Source organism: Myxococcus guangdongensis (assembly GCF_024198255.1).
GTDB classification, from domain to species: Bacteria; Myxococcota; Myxococcia; order Myxococcales; family Myxococcaceae; genus Myxococcus; species Myxococcus guangdongensis.
On sequence record NZ_JAJVKW010000012.1, the window covers coordinates 87,239 to 105,658 of the forward strand.

Here is an 18,420-nt window from a genome sequence, read left to right on the forward strand (position 1 = left end):
GCTAACCGGGCTCGTTCAACAGCCCCAGGAGGCTCACGTCGAGCTGACTGTGCACCACCCGCATCAAGCTTCGCAGCTCGTCCGCGGACAGCTGGAGGCGCTCGGCCAGACGCTCGCGCGCGCCCTCCAGCACCGTCCTCCGCGTCTGTGAAATCCAGCGCGACACCGTGGACTTGTGCGTCTGATACATGGCGCCGATGCGCTCCAGGCTCACGCCCTCCACCACGTGCAGCCGCAGCACCGTGCGCTCGCGAGGGGACAGGCTCGCCAGGGCTCCCGCCAGGGCCTCGCGGAAGTCTTGCTGGTGCCGGCGGCGCAGGTAGTCGAGCTCGACGTCAGCGCCTCGCTCGACCCACGCGGAGCCCTCCGCCTCCGCGTCCTCCTCGGCCCTGGCGCGTCGGCCTTCCGCGCGCTGGAGGTTGAGGGCCATGCGCACCACCGCCGCGCGCAGCCACGCGGCCAGAGGGCCCGTGCCCTGGTACTCGGCGATTCTCGGCTCGGTGTCTCCCTGGGGGACGAGGAGTCGTTGACGCAGTTGCTGGAGGACCTCCGCGGTGTCCAGACCGCCGCCTCGCACCCGTGTCAGAGCGCTGGCCATTCGGGGGAGGAGCTGTCGCTCCAGCGCGGCGTGCGCGGTGGGCAGTCCCTTCGCACACGCGCAGGCCAGATAGAGGTCCGCCACCGGCAGCGCGGCGAGCGTCACGGCGGGCTCGTTGCTGGGGTTCAGTCGGGTCGCGACATGGCGCAGGAAGTCTTCTTCCGGAAGCATGACGTCCGGCCACGCCTGTCTCGCGATGGACAGCCATGCGTCCAACAGTGCCTCGAGCCCAGGCACCTCCGCGTAGCACCGCGCCTGGGGTGACAGGTGCTGGAGGAAGAGGTGGGAGCGGCTCGACTGCTTCGACATTCACGCCTCGGAATGAACACACCCACCGGTGCGGTGGCTTTCCTTGTTACAGCGCGGGGCGCCTTTTCTACAGGCTCACGCGTGCGCCTCGCGCGACTCCATGACTGACGGGCCCGCCTGGAGTCCGAGGGGGATGCTCGCCCGAAGACGGGCTTTCGCGCCATGGGCCAGTGTCTCCGATGAGCAGTGGATTCAACGAGGCCGCGCGCGCTCCTCGGCATGAGCCCTGCTTTCCCCCGCAGGGCATCCGTTCCGGAGGACAGGACGATGAGCGAGCACGCGCGGGCCCAGTTGAGAGCGTTGAAGGAGTCCGCGCGGTCGTTGTTCCTCCAGGAACGGTATGGCGAGTGTGCACTGGAGCTGGAGCGGATCCTCCGCCTGGTGCCCAAGGACCCGAATGCGCGCGTGCAACACGCGGAGACCTGTCGTCGCGCGGGGGACCTGCGCGCCGCCATCGCCTCCTATCGGACAGCGGCGTCACTGCTGCTCGCGCAGGGATGTGAGGCCCGGGCCCGTGCCGCGCTGCGAGCCGCGCTGGAGTTGGACCCTCGGGATGCGGGGCTGACCTCGGACTTCGCGCGGTTGGGGCAGGCGCCAGTGCCTCCCTCGACGGCGCTCGAGGATGAGCGGCTCTACCGGGATGTGGCTGGGCTCGCCGTGGAGAAGGAGTCGCCTCGGCTGGAGTCGCGGACGCGCACGCCACCGCCGCCTCCTCCCGCGTTCGTGTTGCGCGCGGCGGAGGAGGCTCGGGTCCGGGGGCCGCTGCCTTCGGTGCCGTCCATCGCTCCGGTGAGCGTGCAGGTGCCGGTGGCGCCCAGTGCACCACCGGTGCATGAGGACGATGAGTCGTCCATCCTCGAGCTGGTCGATGAGGTGACCGTCGACATCGACGTGGAGCCCTTGGCGACGCCCGCGCCCACCACGGTGATGGGGATTCTGCTGGATGAGCTGCCCTCCGCGGACTTCCTCGCGGAGCTGCTGGCGCTGACGCCCCTCCAGGTGGCTGCGTCACCGTCGCCGAAGTCGTCTCCTCCTGTTCCGGAGGCACGTGCGCCCGCGGTCTCGACGCCTCGTGGATATGAGCTCGCCATCGTAGGGGAGCGGTTGCCCGTGCCCGTGCGCACCGCGGCGCCTGTGCAGACGATGACTTCGTTTCCACCTCGGGGTGCCGTGGCGCCTCGGCAGGTGGAGGCCCCGCGCACTGCTCCTGCTCCCGTGACGCCTTCGCGCGGCTCGGTTCAGAACACGGGCTCCGCTGTTCGCACGCCCTCCATGGAACGGAGCCAGGCGCGGCCGATGACTGCGGGGACTGCGCCTCGGCAAGTCGATGCGTCCAGTGGGCAGGCCCGTCAGCCCGAGCGCCACGCAAGCACGTCGAATGCCCCGCACACCCTCGAGCCTCGGGGGACGCAGACGGGTACGACGCCTCACACGGCTGGTACTCCCGATCCTGCATGGGCTCGGGCGAAATCGCCCTCGACTGCGTCACCCGCGCAGGCGCTTCACGCCACGGCATTGGCCTCGTCTCCGGTGCAGGCCATGGGCACGGGGGATGCTCGCGAGCCACAGAAGGTCGAGGTGAGCGCGAGTCTGTGGACCACGGGAGGCCCGGTGACGGTGAATCCCGTGACCGCGTATCGACCCGAGCTGCGCTGGCTCAGCCCCAACGCGGTGGCGCTGAGGGTCTCGCCTCAGTCGCGCTGGGTCATCATCCGCGCCGATGGCCCGTTGTCCCTGAGTCGCGCGGAGACCCTAGCGACCGAGTCGCGTGAGGATGCTCGTGCGACTTCGTCGGACCTGACCGTGGCCTCCGTAGCGCCCCTGCGCTGACGCGGCACCGGGCCGCGCTCGCGATCCACAAGTTCTCCACATCAGGCAGCCCCGAACCTCGGCGTGCCCCAGAGCCCCTTCACGCGCTGGAGCGCTTCACCGTCCGAGCTCCTGTCCCACCCCGAGTCCGCGCACAGCCGCGCCGGACCGCTCCGGCCCACGGGCCCGGAGCTTCCTGGCTCACTGTCACTGAATGCACGGACCCGCGAGGGGAGGGCCTCACCTCCGGAGGCCCCACCCGTCCTGCCTCACATCGGCACGGACTTCTTCGGGTCGAAGCGCTTCTTCTCCGGCGCCGGCCGCACCTGGGCGGGCTGGACCTGCTCCGGCGTCGGGGCGGCTTCCGGCTCGCGGCTCTCCACCACCGGCTGCGCCTCCGCCTTCTCCTCCGACACCTGCGCCTTCACCGGCGCCTCGCAGTGCTCACCCTTCCGGTTCGGGTGGCAGTGCCGAATCCCGTACACGTGGTGACAACCACACGCGTCCACCCGCTTCTTGGCGCAGATCGACGGGTTGAACACCGGACCCGCCACCGTATCCGCCGGCACCGCCTGCAACGCCATCGCCAGGAAAACCCCGCCGAGGAAACCCATCGCCCACCCCCTACCTGGATGGGAAATGGATGCGCCTGGGAAGGGAATGCGGCAAGCCCCGATGCGATCTAATTGCCGCGCATCGCACGCGAGCCGACTTTCGCTCGGACGTCCGCGTGTGCGCGGCCCCACCGCACCACCCATCAGGATGTGTCCAGGACGTCCTCACGGCAACAACACCACCCCCTCACCTCGTCCCCAGGTCCGGGGCAGGCCCACCCCACGCACCGCGTCGTCCCCCACTCCTCCCGAGTGAAACCCCTGGATTTCGCTCGCCTTCCCGCCCGCTCCACCCGCATCCTCCGGAGTCCCTGGCGTACCCGTGTCGGACAGTCAGCTTGTTCCGGACGTTTGCGTCGCTCGCGCGTGTTCACCCCTGTCCGGGGAGGAAAGCCATGAGTTGGAAGCAACGTCTGGAGAAGGCCGCCGAGGGCCACTACGTCCTGCCCAAGACCAAGAGCATGCGGGTCGACGCGGACTTGTTCCTCTCGGACAAGCTGCTGTGGGGCGACGGCCCCGAAATGCCCGGGCTGGAGGACACCGTCTTCGACCAGGTGGTCAACGCCGCGTCGTTCCCCGGCGTCACCCGCGTCGCCGTCACCCCCGACTGTCACGTGGGCTACGGCGTGCCCATCGGCACCGTCGTGGAGACCGACGGCGTGCTGCTCCCCACCGCCGCCGGCTATGACATCGGCTGCGGCATGGTGCAGCTGCAGACCTCCCTCATGGCCGAGGACGTCGCCGACCCCGTCAAGCGCCGCCAGTGGATCGACCAGGTCACCCGCCGCATCGCCGTGGGCGTGGGCGCCAGCCGCGCGCAGCGCCAGCGGAAGGTGTCGGACCGCTCGTTCGCGGAGGTGGTGCGCCACGGCGCCAAGGCCCTGGGCCGGGGCTCCGCCGTCACCGAGCGCGACTTCATCCCCGTGGAGGACGACCGGGTGGACATCCCCGACCGCGCCTACGAGAAGCGCGGCCAGCTGGGCAGCCTGGGCGGCGGCAACCACTTCACCGAGATGCAGGTGGATGAGAGCGGCCGCGTCTGGGTGATGCTCCACACCGGCAGCCGCGGCTTCGGCTGGAACATCGCCAAGCACTTCTTCGTGCAGGGCGCGGCGCACCTGGGCCTCAAGAGCCGCAGCGAGGACTTCGTCTGGCTGGACGCCGACAGCGCGCTGGGCCGCGAGTACTGGAACCTGCACAACATGGCGGCCAACTTCGCCGTGGCCAACCGGCTCATCATCGGCGAGGCCGTGTGCGCCGCGCTCGAGGACGTGTTCGGCGGGACGGCGAGCGTCTACTACGAGATTTCGCACAACCTCATCCAGAAGGAGGCCGGCAAGTTCGTCGCCCGCAAGGGCGCCACGCGCGCGTTCCCCGCCGGCCACCCCTCGCTCAAGCGCACCGCCTGGGAGGCCACCGGCCACCCCATCCTGATTCCCGGCTCGATGGAGACCGGCAGCGCCATCCTCTTCGCCGAGGAGGGCGCGTCCAAGTCCATCTACTCGGTGAACCACGGCTCGGGGCGGCGGCTGTCCCGAGGCGAGGCGCGGCGCGTGCTGAAGCAGGACGCCACCGACGCGCGCATGGCCGAGGCCGGCATCATCCTCAACACCCGGCAGACGCCGCTGGACGAGTCCGGCCCCTGCTACAAGAACCTGGATGACGTGCTGGAGACGGTGGAGATGGCGGGGCTCGCCCGGGTGGCGCACCGACTCAAGCCGGTCGCCTGCATCAAGGGCGCGGATTGACCCACACGCCGTGGCACGTGGACTTTCCGGGGGGCCTGCTACAGTGGCCCCCCTCCGGAGTCCCACGACATGACCTCGTCCCCTGCCTCCCGCGCGCCCGCCTCGGGCCTCCGTGAGGCCGAGCTGGCTCGCGCCGAGAGCGAGCTGTCCACCCAGGAGTCCCGACTCGCCGAGCAGGTGACGCGCGCCCTGGCTGACGCGGCCCTGCTCTCCAGTCGATTGGATGCCGCGCGCTCGGCGCTGGCCCTCGCCCACCAGGAGCCGGACGCCGACCCCCAGTTGGGCGAGCAGGCGTCCAGGCTCCAGGCCTCTTCCGTGCCCTCACTCGACGTGGAGGCCGCACGGGAGAAGGCGCTGGAGGCGCGAGAGAAGGCGCTGGAGGCGCGCAAGCGGATGGGCCTGGAGGTGCAGGCGGCGCTGCGCATCCAGCAGGAGCAGGCGGCGAAGGTGGCGCGCGCGGTGACGGACGCGGAGGCCGCGCTGAAGCAGCACGAGGCCACCCAGGCACGCGCGAAGGCCCGGCAGCAGGAGGCCGCGAAGGCCCGGCAGGCGGAGCTGGCGAAGGCGGCCCAGGTCGCGCGCGAGAAGGGCCAGTCGCTGCCCACGCCTCCCGCGGCGCCCTCGCGCTCCACCAGTTCGGAGGGCGCGGATGCCCGGCGCAATGGTCGGGTGCGCATGCACACGTCCATCGACATGCGCAGCGACTCCAACTTCTTCACCGGCTTCTCGATGGACATCAGCGAGGGCGGCGTCTTCATCGCCACGGTGGACGCGGTGACGCGCGGCACGCAGGTGGAGCTGGACTTCACGTTGCCCGGTGGACGCCCCATGAAGGTGACGGGCGTGGTGCGCTGGGTGCGCGAGGCCAACCCGAAGATGCCGGAGCTGATGCCGGGCGTGGGCGTGCAGTTCACCGGCCTGCCCGAGGAGGTCGCGTCCGTCATCTCCTCGTTCGTCACCACGCGCGACCCGATGTTCTATCCCGACTGAAGCGGGGGCCTTGCTTCGTCGGATACTCGACCCCAGCGGGCACGGGGTGTCCGTGAGAGGCAATGCCCGGGGATGAAGACAGACATCCCAGGGGGAGGATGAGAAGGTTTCGTTCCCTATGAGCGCGCCCACTCGAAGCCCCACCGTCCCCGTTGCCCGCCCGCCACGGTGGGACTCGCGCCGACGCGTCGAGCCCGCCAACGTGGCGGACGGTGAGCAGGTGGGCGGCGGCGAGCCCTCGGTGCGCTCCGTCGACAAGGTGAACCTGGCCGAGGCGCTGGCGATGTTCTCCGAGCACGGGGCGCCCCAGGCCATCGGTGAGCTCAACGGGCAGCACCTGCGGTTGGCGAAGCTGTCGGGGCCCTCCGCGTGGCGCCACCACGAGCACGAGGACGCGCTGTTCCTGGTGCTGCATGGGCGACTGCGCATGGAGTTGCGCGAACGCACGCTGGAGCTGGAGCCCGGCGAGCTCCTCCTCATCCCCCGCGGTGTGGAGCACCGGCCCGTGGCGGACGCGGAGGCGCATGTGTTGCTCTTCGAACCCACGGCGGACACGCTGTAGTCGCGTGAGGCCGGGGGCCCGGCCGCCCGTCGGGTGTTGTGCGCCGTGTGATGGCCGCAGGTCTCCCAGACGAGCGAGCGCTCCAGGCGGCGAGCAGCCCGGGCTCCTCGTCCGTGAAGCACGTCCCACCTTAGACACGGACTCGAGCGGCCTTGCGGCCTGGGACGTGTCGGCATGCGCATCCACCACCTGAATTGCACCACGATGTGTCCACCCGGGGGCCGGCTCATGGACGGGCGCCGGGGCTTCCGAGGTCCCGCGGCGCTGACCTGTCATTGTCTGCTGCTGGAGGGCGCGAACGGGCTCACCCTCGTGGACACCGGCTTCGGATTGCAGGACGTGCTCCACCCGCAGGTCCGTCAGAGCCCGCTCTTCCTGGACGTGCTGTGCCGACCCCAGCTGCACGAGGGCGCCACGGCCATCCGTCAACTCGAGCGGATGGGGTTCAAGGCGCAGGACGTGCGCGACATCGTCCTCACCCATCTCGACTTCGACCATGCCGGTGGGCTGGATGACTTCCCGCATGCGCGGGTGCACCTGCTCGCGGATGAGTACCTGGCGGCCACCGCGCGGACGTCACCGTTGGATCGGCAGCGCTACCGCCCCGAGCAGTGGATGCACGAGTCGCACTGGGTGACGTACCCCACGGGACAGGTGGGTGAGCGTTGGTTCGGCTTCGACTGCGTGCGCGACCTGAAGGGACTGCCGCCCGAAATCCTGCTGGTGCCGCTGGTCGGTCACACGTTGGGGCACGCGGGCGTGGCGGTGCGCTCCGGGAACGGCTGGCTGTTGCACGCGGGCGACGCGTACTTCTTCCACGGTGAGATGGATTCGGGTCGCTATCGCTGCACTCCGGGGCTGCGCGCCTATCAACGGCTGATGGAGAAGGACCGGTCCATGCGCCTGCACAACCAGCGACGGCTGCGGCAGCTCAAGCGCCTGCACGGAGACGAGGTGACGGTGTTCTGCGCGCACGACTCGCTGGAGTTCGAGCGGCTGGAGTCGCGGGAGAAGCACACGGAGACCTCGGCCTTCCGGTCGTTCGTCACGCCGCCCGAGGAGCATGTCCATCCGTTCTGAAGTGACTCAGGCGGGAGCGGACTCCAGGGGCTGCTCGAGCAGCGGCAGCTCCACCGTGCAGGTGACTGCGTCCCCGGAGGTGCCCTCCATGCGCAGGGTGCCTCCGTGGGAGTCCACCCACTGCTGGACGAGGTGGCGGCCCAGCCCGGTGCCGCCGTCGAGCAGGAGCATGCCCTCGACCACGAGTCGCGCGCGGGTGCGCCCCACGCGCTCCACCCGAAGCCGCACCAGGTGCCCCGCTCCGAGCTCCAGCGCGTGGGCGAGGAGGTGGGTCAGCACCTGCTCCAAGCCCAGTCGGTCCCATCGGCCCACGAGCCCTGGCTCCGCGTCGAGGTGGAGCGGGCTGCCTGCTTGCGCCGCGGACTCGGTGAAGCGCTCCATCACCTCGTGAGCCAGGTGCGACAGGTCCACCGGCTCCGCGAGCTGGCGCCCCGTGAGCTGGTTCGACACGTCCCACAGGTCCAACAGCAACTGGCCCAGGCGGCGTGACTGTTCGAGCGCGCGGCCCACTCCAGCTCTCACGCGGTCCGGCTCCGAGGAGGGGTCCACCCGCTCCAATCCGCACAGGAGCCACTGCAAGGTGTCGAGCGGGATGCCCAGCTCATGCGCCCTCACGCCGATGCGCGCCATCATCTCGCGTGTGTCGCCCAGGGGCGTGACGCCGTCCACCGTCCGCGCGGACCGGTGGCGCGCCTCCATGGACCTGTGCGGTGTGTTCTCGGAGACATCCCTGGGTTCCGGGGTCGCAACACGTGACGGGCTGTTCTCGTCGAGCAACGAATCGATGAGCGCCTCCGCGAAGAAGAAGGTGCCAGCCCTGCGCTCCTGCGTGCGGGGACGCGCGGCCTCGTCCAGTTCCGTCTCCGAAACGCTGCTCGCGCGGCTTGCCTCCTGGGCGTGCTCGACGAGCGGCTTGATTCGCGAGGGGCTGGCCTCGACTCGTGGCCGCGACAGCCGGGAGAGCAGCAACCCGCCCGAGGTCGCGACCAGCGCGAGGAGCAGGCCCATCGTCACCAGGGAGAGCAGCAGCGCCTGCGCATCCGTCTCCACCACGGACTGGAGGCTCGTGCCCAACCGCGACTCCATCCGGGTCGTGAGCTGATGGAGCGTCGCGTAGGTGCGCAACCGCGTGTCCCGGGCTCGCTCCTCGAACAGGGCCTCGCGGCGTGAGTGCGAAACGCGCGTGGCGTGGATGGCGACCCACTCGCGCACGGCCTGCTCGTGCTCCTGCTCCGCTCGCAACACCGACTCGAGCAGCGCCGCGGCGGGCGGTGTCACCAGCCGAGGCACGAGTCGCTCGTGCGTGACGATGAAGCGCTCACGCGAGCGCACCCGGTCCTCGGCGAAGAACGCATCGTCGGACAGGACGACGCTCCGCTCACTGGAGACCTTGTCGCTGAAGGCCCTTCGCAGGCCCTCCACCTCCAGCCGGTCCATCGTCAGCTCGAGGAGGTTCGCCCTGCGACTGGAGCGCGCGGACACGAGTTCCACGGCCAATGTGCATGTCAGCACCAGCGCGACCAGCAGGGCCACGATGAAGCCAGCACCCACGCGCTGAAAGAACGTCCACGGCCGCCCCACACCCGCCCCTCTCCGCACAGGACCCCAAGGTGCGGCCACGCGAGTCGCGCCTACACCCCCACCCGAGGAGCGTCGACGCGCTCACGCCTGAACAGTCAGCGGCTCGCTCAGGCCTCGCGCTCCAACACCCGCCCCACCATCCCGAAGGCACGGAACAGCTCCGCCTTCACCTTCAGCCCCGCGCCCGCGAGCAACACGTCGAGCCGCTCGCGCGTGAGCAGATGGAAGCCGCCCATCAACCGCCCCCGCAGCGTCTCCGCGCGCTCCCTCGGCAGCCCCGCCTCCAGCGCGCAACGCATGTGGGCATCCACGAGCACCCCATGCGCCGCGCCCGTGTCCTCCAGCTCCGCGAGGATGGCCACCCCACCCGGCCGCAATGCCCTCGCGAGCTGATGCAGGAACTCCTCGCGCGCCCCGTCGTCCGGAATCATGTGGCCGACGAGCATCACCACCGCTGCGTCATAGTGCTCCTCGAGCACGAAGCCGCCCAGGTCCGCCTGCACCACCCGGATGCGCTCCGTCATCCTCGCCGCGCGCACCGTCTCTCTCGCCGCCGCCACCATCGCCGACGACGGGTCCAACGCGTCGAGCAGACTCCCCGGCAGCGCCCTCGCCAACGCCACCGCCTCGTGCGCCGGTCCACACCCGACGACGAGCACCCGACTGTCCTCCGCGAGCACCGCCCCCAGCACCGCCGCCGGCATCGCGTGCAGCACGTCGTAGCCCGGCAACAGCTGGCGTATCTCCCGCTCGTACTGTCCCGCGTCGTCGAACCGCTTCACCGCGGCCGTCACGGCGCCACCGTCTTCACGTGCACGATCGCCGGAGGCAGGTTCCGGAGCACCGGCACCTGGGAGAACAGCCGCAACACCGCGCCCGCGACGCCCCGCGCATAGAGGCCGTACGACACCGACTTCACCGCCGTGACGCGCGCACTCCAGCGCCGCAGCAGCGGCTCCACCTCGTCGCGATTCACGCCCCACGGCATCGGCGGCGCCCGGTAGTGCTTCGTCTTGTGGAACCCCTGGAGCGTCTTCCTCGAGAACCACCGCGGGATGACGTCGAACATCAAGTCCACCCCGGGGAACCGGTCGATGATGGCCAGCAGCAGCCGGCGCACCTCGGCCTCGTCGAAGTACATCAAGAGCCCCTGCGCGCTCACGAACACGCCCTTCGACGCGTCCACCTCGTCCAGCCACGCGAGGTCCAGCGCGCTCCTCGGCACGTGCCGACACCGCTCCGACGCCGGCAGGAACCGCTCCCGCACCGCCAACGCCTCCGGCACGTCGACGCACACCCAGCGCACCTGCCCGTCGTCACACCGCTGCAGTTGCGTCTCCAGTCCCACCCCCAGCTCCACCACCGTGCCGCCCGGGTGCGCCGCCATCCACGGGCGCACCACGTCGTCGAACGCCCGCGAGCGCATCGGATGTGAGCCATCCGCCTTCCCGAAGCTGCGCTCGAAGTCGTACGTGATGGACTCGTAGATGCGCACACACGCCGGGTCGTGGAGGAACGTGTCCGCGCGCCGGGCCTCCGTCGCGCGGTTGTGCAGCGTCCAGAGCATGGTCTCCGGAACACCGGTGAGATTGACGGTCGCGGTCATGGAACCCTCCAGGCGGACGAGCGCATCGGCTGCGCTCGCACCGGCCTCATGGGGGCGTCACGGTGAACGGGGCGTCAGCGGCGATGCTCGGGAATCTTGCGAATCAGTCGCACAGAAGCCCGGGGCCGTCAATCCGACAGGAGGGCAGGTTCAGGTCCTGGCGACGGGCTCACAGGTCGAGCACACCCCGAACAGCTCGTGGATGTGCCCGGTGAGCCGGAAGCCGAGGCTCTCCGCCACGTCGTTCTGGAGCAGCTCGATGGCCTCGAAGTGGAACTCGACCACCTTGCCGCACGAGGAGCAGATGATGTGGTCGTGGTGCTCGCGCTCGAAGGCCCGCTCGTAGCGCTGGCCCTCGCCGCCGGAGACCAGCGTCTGGTGGATGAGCTCCGCCTCCACCAGCAGCGGCAGCACCCGGTAGACGGTGGCGGGGTGCACGTCCTCCACGCCCCGCTCCCGCACGGAGCGCACCAGCTCCTCCGCCGTGAAGTGCCCCACGTGCTCCAGCGCCGCGCGCGCCACCGACTCGCGCACCAGCGAGCTCTTGAGCCCCTTGCGCCGCACGAACGCGCGAAGGTGCTCCAGCGCACGGTTCAGCCCCTCGGGGCCCAGCAGGGATGGATGAGAGGCCCGACGCATGGCGACATCATGCGACTGGGTCGCACTTCACGTCCAGTCAGACCGACACCCCCAAAGGGGCCGTCAGCCCTGGGTCGTCCCCGGGGCGGCGGGGGCCTGCGGCGGGGAGGAGGGGGCGTCGTCGCCCGAGGGCGCCTCGAAGCTGCCCGTCTCTGGATCCACGGACCAGGCGGAGAACTTCTGCTGCTTCACGTCCTTCAGCTTCCCGTCCTGGTAGCAGACGGAATAGACGAGGAAGAACTCCTTCTCCATCGACGGCGTGCCGTGGCGGTAGCAGTCCGCGCCCGTGGCGTCCTGCTCGCGCGTCATGGGCCGGCCCAGCAGCGCCACCACCTGGTCCGCCGTCATGCCCCCGTGCATGGACTTGAAGCCATGGGGCGTCACGACGCGGAAGGTGTTCGCCTCCTCGCGGGCCAGCACCCAGAAGCCCACCGCCAGCGTGACGGGGATGAGCGCGGCGACGAGCGCCAGGGCCCAGCGGCCCTTGGAGGCCTTGCCTTCCTTCTGGAAGGCCGTGAAGAGGTGGCTCGAATCCGTTGGCTCAGCAACCAGGGCGGCGTTCGGCGGGTTCTCTGTCGGGCTCACGTCGACTGACATGCCGTTCCAACAGCCCGGATGCAAGAAACTCCACGCGTCCTGTCCGGTAACGCCTGCCCGGCGCCTTCCCAGGCCTTACATCGTGGGCCGAGGGCCTGCCCTTCGTGACACGGAAGTTCACAATCGGGGTGTTGCCGTCCTGCTACATCCCCCGCCGAGGTAGGAACCCAGGAGCCGTGAAAGATGGCGAAGCGAGGGGCCGCCGGACGCAACGTCACCCAGAAGCCGTTGGAGCGAGATGCCCTGCCCGCGGGGACGGAGCCGGAGGACGGGCTCTTCTTCAACCGCGAGCTGTCCTGGCTGGCCTTCAACGACAGGGTGCTCCAGCTGGCCGAGTCGGCGGACGAGCCGCTGCTGGAGCGGCTGAAGTTCGTGGCCATCTACGCGCGCAACCTGGATGAGTTCTTCATGATTCGCGTCGCCCGCCTGCACGAGCAGGTGCGCGGCAACGTGGCCAGGCTGGTGCCGGACGGCGCGTCCCCGGGGGCGACGCTGGACAAGCTGCACGAGGGCATCTTCGAGCAGAGCAAGCGCCACAGCGCCATCTTCGAGAAGCTCCTGCGGCCGGCGCTCGCGGAGAAGGGCCTGCGCATCCTCACCGCCAAGGACCTGGACGCCGAGCAGCGCGCCCAGGTGGACCAACGCTTCAAGGAGCAGATCTTCCCCGTGCTCACGCCGCTGGCCATCGGCCTGGGCCGGCACTTCCCGTACATCTCCAACCTGTCGCTCAGCCTCGCGGTGCTGCTGAGGGACCCGGAGGTGGGCGAGGAGAGCGTGGCGCGGGTGAAGGTGCCCAAGGAGCTGCTGCCGCGCTTCCTGCCGTTGAAGAACAACGTCTTCGTGCCGCTGGAGGAGGTCATCGCCCAGCACCTGGGGGACTTGTTCCCGGGCATGGAGGTGCTCAGCTGGAGCCTGTTCCGCGTCACCCGCGACGCGGACTTCACCGTGTCCGAGGACGCGGAGGACCTGCTCAAGGCGGTGGAGACGGAGCTGCGGCAGCGGCGCTTCGGGGACGTCATCCGCCTGGAGGTGCAGGCGGGGATGAGCCCCAAGCTGCTCGAGCCGCTGGTGGAGGCGCTGGGGCTGGAGTCGCGGCAGGTGTACGAGGAGCAGGGGCTTCTGGGCCTGGGGGATGTGCAGTCCATCGCCTTCGCGCCCGGCTTCCCCGAGCTGAAGGACCCGCCGTGGACGCCCGTCACCCAGCCGCGGCTGCGCCCGGACTCGGACGCGCCCGAGGGCATCACGGTGATGGCGGCGATGCGGCGCGGGGACCTGCTGGTGCACCACCCCTACGACTCGTTCGCCACGTCGGTGGAGCGCTTCGTCACGGAGGCGGTGGCGGACCCGGACGTGCTCGCCATCAAGCAGACGGTGTACCGCACGTCGGACAGCTCACCGCTGGTGCCCGCGCTGATTACCGCGACGGAGAACGGCAAGCAGGCCGTGTGCATGGTGGAGCTCAAGGCGCGCTTCGACGAGCGCACCAACATCAAGTGGGCCAACGCGCTGGAAGAGGCGGGCGTGCACGTGGTGTACGGCATTCCGTCGCTCAAGACGCACGCGAAGGCCATCCTCATCGTGCGGCGCGAGGGGGAGCGGGTGCGGCACTACGTGCACGTGGGCACGGGCAACTACAACCCGAAGACGGCGCGGCTCTACACGGACATGGGGTTGTTCACCACGGACCCGGACATCGGCGCGGACGTGGCGGACCTGTTCAACTACCTCACCGGCTTCGGCCGTCCCAAGAGCTTCCGCAAGCTCTTGGTGGCGCCGCTCACCATGCGCGAGGGGCTGCTCGAGCACATCAAGGCCACCGTCGTCGCGCACACGCTGGAGCGCCCCGCGCGCATCCAGATGAAGATGAACGCGCTGGTGGACCCCATCATCATCCGCGCGCTCTACGACGCGTCCCGCGCGGGCGTGAAGGTGGAGCTCAACGTGCGCGGCATCTGCTGCCTGCGCCCGGGCGTGCCGGGGGTGTCCGAGAACATCCGCGTGGTGTCCACGCTGGGCCGCTTCCTGGAGCACGCGCGCCTGTACATCTTCGAGCGGGGGCAGGAGCTGCGCTGCTACATCGGCTCGGCGGACCTGATGCCTCGCAACCTGGACCACCGGGTGGAGATTCTGGCGCCGGTGGAGGACCCCACGCTGGCCGCGCAGGTGCGCGACTCGCTGGAGCGCAGCCTCGCGGACAACACCCACGCGTGGGAGCTGCAACCCGATGGCACCTGGAAGCGACTGGTGCCACCGGCCGGCGGGGAGAAGCGCTGGGCCCAGGGCGAAGTCATGGAGCGCTCCACGCGGGCCGCCCAGTTCCCCGGGGCGCGTCCTTTGCCCTGAGCCGTCTTGAACCGGCGTGACGCGGCGGGCCACGGCCCCGCGTCCGCCGTGTGGGCTCCCTTTCAGCTCAGCGCGCCGAGGTGGACCTCGCCGTCCACCAGGAGCACATCGCCTTGCGGCGGGGCGGGCGCGCCGGAGGGCGGGGGCGTGCCCGGGGGGTGCAGGAGAGGAGCCTCGGGGGCTTCGGACTCCGAGCGATGGCACGCACCCGGTACCAACGCGGGGAGCGTCCGGCAAAACGAATGGACCTGCTGGCCACGGGGGCCTCGCTTCCTTCAGGGGTGTGGAAACAGAGGAAAGACCGAGAATCAGGCGCGCCTGTGCCACAGTTGAAGGTCCTAATTCAAGCTTTAATCGTAATTTTCCGTCAGGGCTGAATCCGACTCACCCCGGTCCCCGCTCCGAGTCCTCGCGGCGGTGGGCCTCCACCTCCAGGACCTCCTTCCACTGAATCCACCCGGAGCGGGCGGCGTGACGCGCCGCGCTGGTGGTGTCGTCCACGGCGAGCAGCTGACTGCCGGCGTCGCGGATGTCGGCGGCGATGGCCTCCAGCTCCCGGGCGCGGCGGGGGTGGCCGGGCACGTTGCGGATGTAGACGCCGAGGATGCGGCCGGGGAACTCGCGGACGATGGTGCGGTAGTGCTCGGCGTCCTCCTGGCCGCTGTCGCCGATGAGGATGAAGGGCAGGTGGTCCAAATCCGTGAGCAGCCCGCGAATCTTCTCCAGCTTGTGGCCGTGGCCTCCGCCGGGCGCGAAGCCCGTGCTGGACAGGCCCCAGTCGCGCAGCAGCAGCGGCCCGGTGGGGATGTGGTGGAGCGCGAGGAACTCGTCCAGGTGCTCGTACAGGTTCCACGGGCTGCTGGAGACGTAGAAGATGGGGTTGTCGCCCTGGCCGTCCGCGCCCGCCTGGAGCGCCGCGTAGAAGGCGTCCACGCCCGGGAAGGGCAGGCGCACGCGGTGCTCGGTGAGGAACAGGGCCCAGGCGCGCTTGAGCAGGTCCGTGACGCCCGTGACGATGACGGTGTCGTCGATGTCGCTGATGACGCCGTAGCGCGCGCTCGTGCCCGCCACGCGCACGGGGGCGGCCACGCGGGGGACGCCCTGGGGCTCCGGCGAGAGCAGCTCCAGCTCCACCATGTGCCAGCCCGAGCGCACGCCCTCGGGCGGGGGCACCCACAGCTCCAGGAAGCCCTCCTCGTCGGTGGTGCCCTCCCAGCGCTTGTCACCCCAGCGCACCGCCACCTTCGCGCCGGCGATTTCGCGCGTCATGTAGCGCTTGTAGGAGGCCACCGCGCTGCTCCACACCGTGTGGCGCCGCTGCTGCGGTTGGATGTGGCGGTCCTCCAGCACGCGCGCCTTGATGACCGCGTGCTCGGGCGTGCCGTGGCCCCGGTACGGGAGGATGCGCAGCGGTGGGGCGATGCCCAGCGAGCGGCGGAGGCTCCGGCTCACTGCGTCATAGCGGGCGTCGACGCGGACGGCGAGTCGGTAGAGGGCGGGTCTGAAGTCGGCCATGGCGCGGAGCGTAAGGAGTGGGAGGGGGGACTGTAGAAGACTCCGGGCCCCGTGGCGGAGCAAAGCCGCGCACCAGGTCGCGGGCACGCTCCGTATTCCAGGTGCCGTATCCCACTCGACAAGGAGTCACCCCTTGCTGCGTCGACATGTCCGCTGGTTGCTGGCCGCCGCTTCCCTGCTCCTCGCCTCGGTGGCCGCGTCGCAGTCCACGCCGAGCATCACCTTCCAGTCGCCCTCGCAGGGCTGGAGCGTGTTCGCGTCGTCCAACCCCCTGCCCTTCGGTGGCGCGGCGAGCATCGTCTTCGACGTGTCGCGCCTGACGCAGTGCCGGGGCAACATCAACGCCACCACGCCGGGGTGGACGATTACCGGCCACTACCAGTTCAACAACGGGCCGGTGCAGAGCTTCTGGGTGGCGGGCTTCTCGTCCACGCCCAACCCGCCCGCGCCGTCCATCCCGCTCAACACGCGCGGAGATTTGGCCATCTGGTTCGAGAACACCAGCCGCTGGGGCTGCCAGGCGTGGGACTCCAACTTCGGCAACAACTACCACTTCAACGTGCAGTGATTCGCGAGGGGGGCCCGGAGGCTCCGGGCCCGCCTCACTCCGGCCACGTGACGAGCTCCACGCGGCCGAGCGGGCTCTCCCCTCGGGCCAGCAGTGCCCGGGCGGCGAGCACGGAGACCCGAGCGTCCGTGCCGTGGAGGTCGCCGTAGAAGGAGAGCAGCGTGGAGGGCTCCACCACGCGCACACCGCCGCGCGCCTCCACCGAGGGCACGTGGCGCACGAAGACATCGAGGACGACCTTGCCGCCGTCGTCGTGCCGCGCGTAGCGGTAGAAGTGGGTGCTGGTGGCGTCGAAGCGGGTCCAGACGCGGTGGTAGCCGCGCGCGGTGAGGACGGGGAGGAGCTCCGGGAAGCGCGCCGGCTCCACGAAGAGGTCCACGTCCTTGTGGTCATGGAACCGCTTCAGCTCGTTCCCATCGTGAGGTGGGGCCATGAAGTGCCAGGCCCAGCCACCGGACACCGTCACCCACGGCGACAGCGCGAGCACCTCCGCCTCGCCCACGCGCAGCCGCTCGGTGTTCCACCGCTCCTCCACCCGCTTCGGATTGCGTGGGTCGCCCATGGCGTGAGTCCTCCGTGCGCCGCCCGGACGGGAGCGGAGCGGGAGGGCTGACTCACATGCCCGCGATGCCGCCGATGCCGGGCTTGAAGCGGTAGATGAAGTACGGCGCGTTCTTGGCGATGTGCGCCTTGGACTGGAGCATGTGGTGGGGGATGGCGCTGTCGGCCACGTAGAGCCAGCCGTCCGGCCCGTGGTTGAGCGCGTCCGCCCAGCGCAGGCGCGGGGACTTCACCAGCGTCTGCAGCCGCCCGTCCGGGCTCATGCGCAGCACCGCGCCGTGCTCCACGTCCGTCACCAGCACGTTGCCCTCGGTGTCCGCGCTGAGCCCGTCGTTGAGCGGCTTGCGACCCACGGCCTGCAGCCGCGTGCCCAGGGCCTCGTCATCGAGCGCACGGTCCCTCAAGTCCGCGGTGCGCACGCGATACATCGTGTCGTGGTTCATCGCGCCGAACCACAACCACTCGTCGCTCGGGTCCAGCGCGATGCCGTCCACGCCGCACTTGAGCGCGGCCAGCCCCCCGAAGAACTCCATGTCCTTGATGGGGTTGCGGATGATGAAGTCCTGGGGGAACACGGCGTCGTGCTTCTCCAGCACGCGGCGCGACTCCTTCGTCGCCACGTCGTGGATGATGAGCGCCGGGGAGCGCCGCCAGAAGCCCACGTCCGCGATGAACACCGTCTCCCCGCGCGCGTCCACGCGCAGGTCCTGGAGGAACGAGCCCGGCGGAGCGACTTGCGGCGGCACGTCGTACTCGTGCGCCAGGTGCCCGGTGGCCAGCTCGAACGCGAGCAACCGGGGCACGCCGAGCCCGTGGTTGCCGTGGTCGATGGTCCACAGCCAGCCGCGCCGGTCGATGGTGATGCCGAGCACCGTGTCGAACAGCCGCGCCTGCACCGCCTCCGAGGGGAACGGCACCGCCTTGCCATCCACCCACTCGAACAGCTTCGCGCCCTGGGGCCGGCTCTCCGGATGAATCGTGTAGAAGACGCGGCCCGTGGAGGACACCGCCACGTTGCCGATGGGCTCGGGGCTGCGCACCACCTCCTCCAGCGCGCTGTCCGGCAGGAGGGGCATGCCGGTGACATCCGGGTACGGTTCACCTCCTCCGTAGCGCAGCCGCACGCCGACCAGCGCGAGCGCCACCAACCCCACCACGGCGATGACGGCCTTGAGCCCCCGGGCGACGAGCGCGCGGGGTGCGGGTGACGACGAGGGAGCGGAGACGGTCGGAGGGGACATGCGCGGGATTGGGGAGAGGAACACCCACCAGACGTGGTGAGTCATCACTCTCCCTCAAT

General features: G+C 70.2%; 17 protein-coding genes. 7 read left to right on the forward strand and 10 right to left on the reverse strand.

The window, feature by feature from the left end; all coding sequences use genetic code 11:
- Position 1: 1 nt before the first annotated feature.
- The gene (locus LXT21_RS31685) at positions 2 to 907 is read right to left on the reverse strand and encodes a sigma-70 family RNA polymerase sigma factor (protein WP_254041952.1); all 906 of its coding nucleotides are present in this window, start codon (positions 905 to 907) and stop codon (positions 2 to 4) included.
- Positions 908 to 1,174: 267 nt separating this feature from the next.
- On the opposite strand from LXT21_RS31685, the gene LXT21_RS31690 reads away from it, so the two are divergent.
- Positions 1,175 to 2,737 carry a hypothetical protein gene (locus LXT21_RS31690; RefSeq protein ID WP_254041953.1) on the forward strand — a complete coding sequence of 521 codons (1,563 nt, stop codon included), beginning with the start codon at positions 1,175 to 1,177 and terminating at the stop codon, positions 2,735 to 2,737.
- A 248-nt stretch (positions 2,738 to 2,985) separates the two neighbouring features.
- On the opposite strand, the gene LXT21_RS31695 is transcribed toward LXT21_RS31690, so the two are convergent.
- A complete protein-coding gene (locus LXT21_RS31695) occupies positions 2,986 to 3,330 on the reverse strand; it encodes a hypothetical protein (protein WP_254041954.1) in 345 nt (114 codons plus the stop codon).
- A gap of 395 nt (positions 3,331 to 3,725) precedes the next feature.
- Here LXT21_RS31695 and LXT21_RS31700 point away from each other — a divergent pair, with 395 nt between their 5' ends.
- The 4 genes from LXT21_RS31700 to LXT21_RS31715 all read left to right on the forward strand — a co-directional run bounded on the left by LXT21_RS31700 (position 3,726) and on the right by LXT21_RS31715 (position 7,710).
- Positions 3,726 to 5,078 (forward strand): RtcB family protein, encoded by a 1,353-nt coding sequence (locus LXT21_RS31700; protein WP_254041955.1) that lies wholly within the window; start codon positions 3,726 to 3,728, stop codon positions 5,076 to 5,078.
- A gap of 69 nt (positions 5,079 to 5,147) precedes the next feature.
- On the forward strand, positions 5,148 to 6,068 hold the full coding sequence (locus tag LXT21_RS31705; RefSeq protein ID WP_254041956.1) for a TIGR02266 family protein: 921 nt from the start codon (positions 5,148 to 5,150) through the stop codon (positions 6,066 to 6,068).
- Between the two features lie 118 nt (positions 6,069 to 6,186).
- Entirely contained in the window at positions 6,187 to 6,630 is a 444-nt protein-coding gene (locus LXT21_RS31710; protein WP_254041957.1) for a cupin domain-containing protein, read from the forward strand.
- Positions 6,631 to 6,804: 174 nt separating this feature from the next.
- A complete protein-coding gene (locus LXT21_RS31715; RefSeq protein ID WP_254041958.1) occupies positions 6,805 to 7,710 on the forward strand; it encodes an MBL fold metallo-hydrolase in 906 nt (301 codons plus the stop codon).
- Between the two features lie 6 nt (positions 7,711 to 7,716).
- Here LXT21_RS31715 and LXT21_RS31720 read toward each other — a convergent pair whose 3' ends face one another.
- The 5 genes from LXT21_RS31720 to LXT21_RS31740 all read right to left on the reverse strand — a co-directional run bounded on the left by LXT21_RS31720 (position 7,717) and on the right by LXT21_RS31740 (position 12,133).
- A complete protein-coding gene (locus LXT21_RS31720) occupies positions 7,717 to 9,261 on the reverse strand; it encodes a sensor histidine kinase (protein WP_254041959.1) in 1,545 nt (514 codons plus the stop codon).
- 137 nt (positions 9,262 to 9,398) lie between these two features.
- Positions 9,399 to 10,085: a class I SAM-dependent methyltransferase gene (locus tag LXT21_RS31725; RefSeq protein WP_254041960.1), complete on the reverse strand. Its 687-nt coding sequence runs from the start codon at positions 10,083 to 10,085 to the stop codon at positions 9,399 to 9,401.
- A complete protein-coding gene (locus tag LXT21_RS31730) occupies positions 10,082 to 10,897 on the reverse strand; it encodes a class I SAM-dependent methyltransferase (protein ID WP_254041961.1) in 816 nt (271 codons plus the stop codon). The genes LXT21_RS31725 and LXT21_RS31730 overlap by 4 nt, the downstream gene beginning before the upstream one ends.
- Positions 10,898 to 11,047: 150 nt before the next feature.
- Positions 11,048 to 11,536, reverse strand: a complete 489-nt coding sequence (locus LXT21_RS31735; protein WP_254041962.1) for a Fur family transcriptional regulator — start codon at positions 11,534 to 11,536, stop codon at positions 11,048 to 11,050.
- 63 nt (positions 11,537 to 11,599) lie between these two features.
- Positions 11,600 to 12,133, reverse strand: coding sequence for an outer membrane protein assembly factor BamE (locus LXT21_RS31740; RefSeq protein ID WP_254041963.1), 534 nt, complete (start codon positions 12,131 to 12,133; stop codon positions 11,600 to 11,602).
- Positions 12,134 to 12,316: 183 nt separating this feature from the next.
- Between LXT21_RS31740 and ppk1 the strand changes: the two genes are divergently transcribed.
- Positions 12,317 to 14,476: a polyphosphate kinase 1 gene (gene ppk1 / locus LXT21_RS31745; RefSeq protein ID WP_254041964.1), complete on the forward strand. Its 2,160-nt coding sequence runs from the start codon at positions 12,317 to 12,319 to the stop codon at positions 14,474 to 14,476.
- A 384-nt stretch (positions 14,477 to 14,860) separates the two neighbouring features.
- Here the strand turns inward: ppk1 and LXT21_RS31750 are convergent, their stop codons facing one another.
- Positions 14,861 to 15,991, reverse strand: a complete 1,131-nt coding sequence (locus tag LXT21_RS31750; protein WP_254041965.1) for an App1 family protein — start codon at positions 15,989 to 15,991, stop codon at positions 14,861 to 14,863.
- Positions 15,992 to 16,124: 133 nt separating this feature from the next.
- Here LXT21_RS31750 and LXT21_RS31755 point away from each other — a divergent pair, with 133 nt between their 5' ends.
- Positions 16,125 to 16,559 (forward strand): DUF6209 family protein, encoded by a 435-nt coding sequence (locus tag LXT21_RS31755; RefSeq protein WP_254041966.1) that lies wholly within the window; start codon positions 16,125 to 16,127, stop codon positions 16,557 to 16,559.
- A gap of 34 nt (positions 16,560 to 16,593) precedes the next feature.
- Here LXT21_RS31755 and LXT21_RS31760 read toward each other — a convergent pair whose 3' ends face one another.
- Both LXT21_RS31760 and LXT21_RS31765 read right to left on the reverse strand, forming a co-directional pair.
- Positions 16,594 to 17,121 (reverse strand): hypothetical protein, encoded by a 528-nt coding sequence (locus LXT21_RS31760; RefSeq protein WP_254041967.1) that lies wholly within the window; start codon positions 17,119 to 17,121, stop codon positions 16,594 to 16,596.
- Positions 17,122 to 17,173: 52 nt separating this feature from the next.
- A complete protein-coding gene (locus LXT21_RS31765) occupies positions 17,174 to 18,361 on the reverse strand; it encodes an L-dopachrome tautomerase-related protein (protein ID WP_254041968.1) in 1,188 nt (395 codons plus the stop codon).
- Positions 18,362 to 18,420 lie beyond the last annotated feature (59 nt).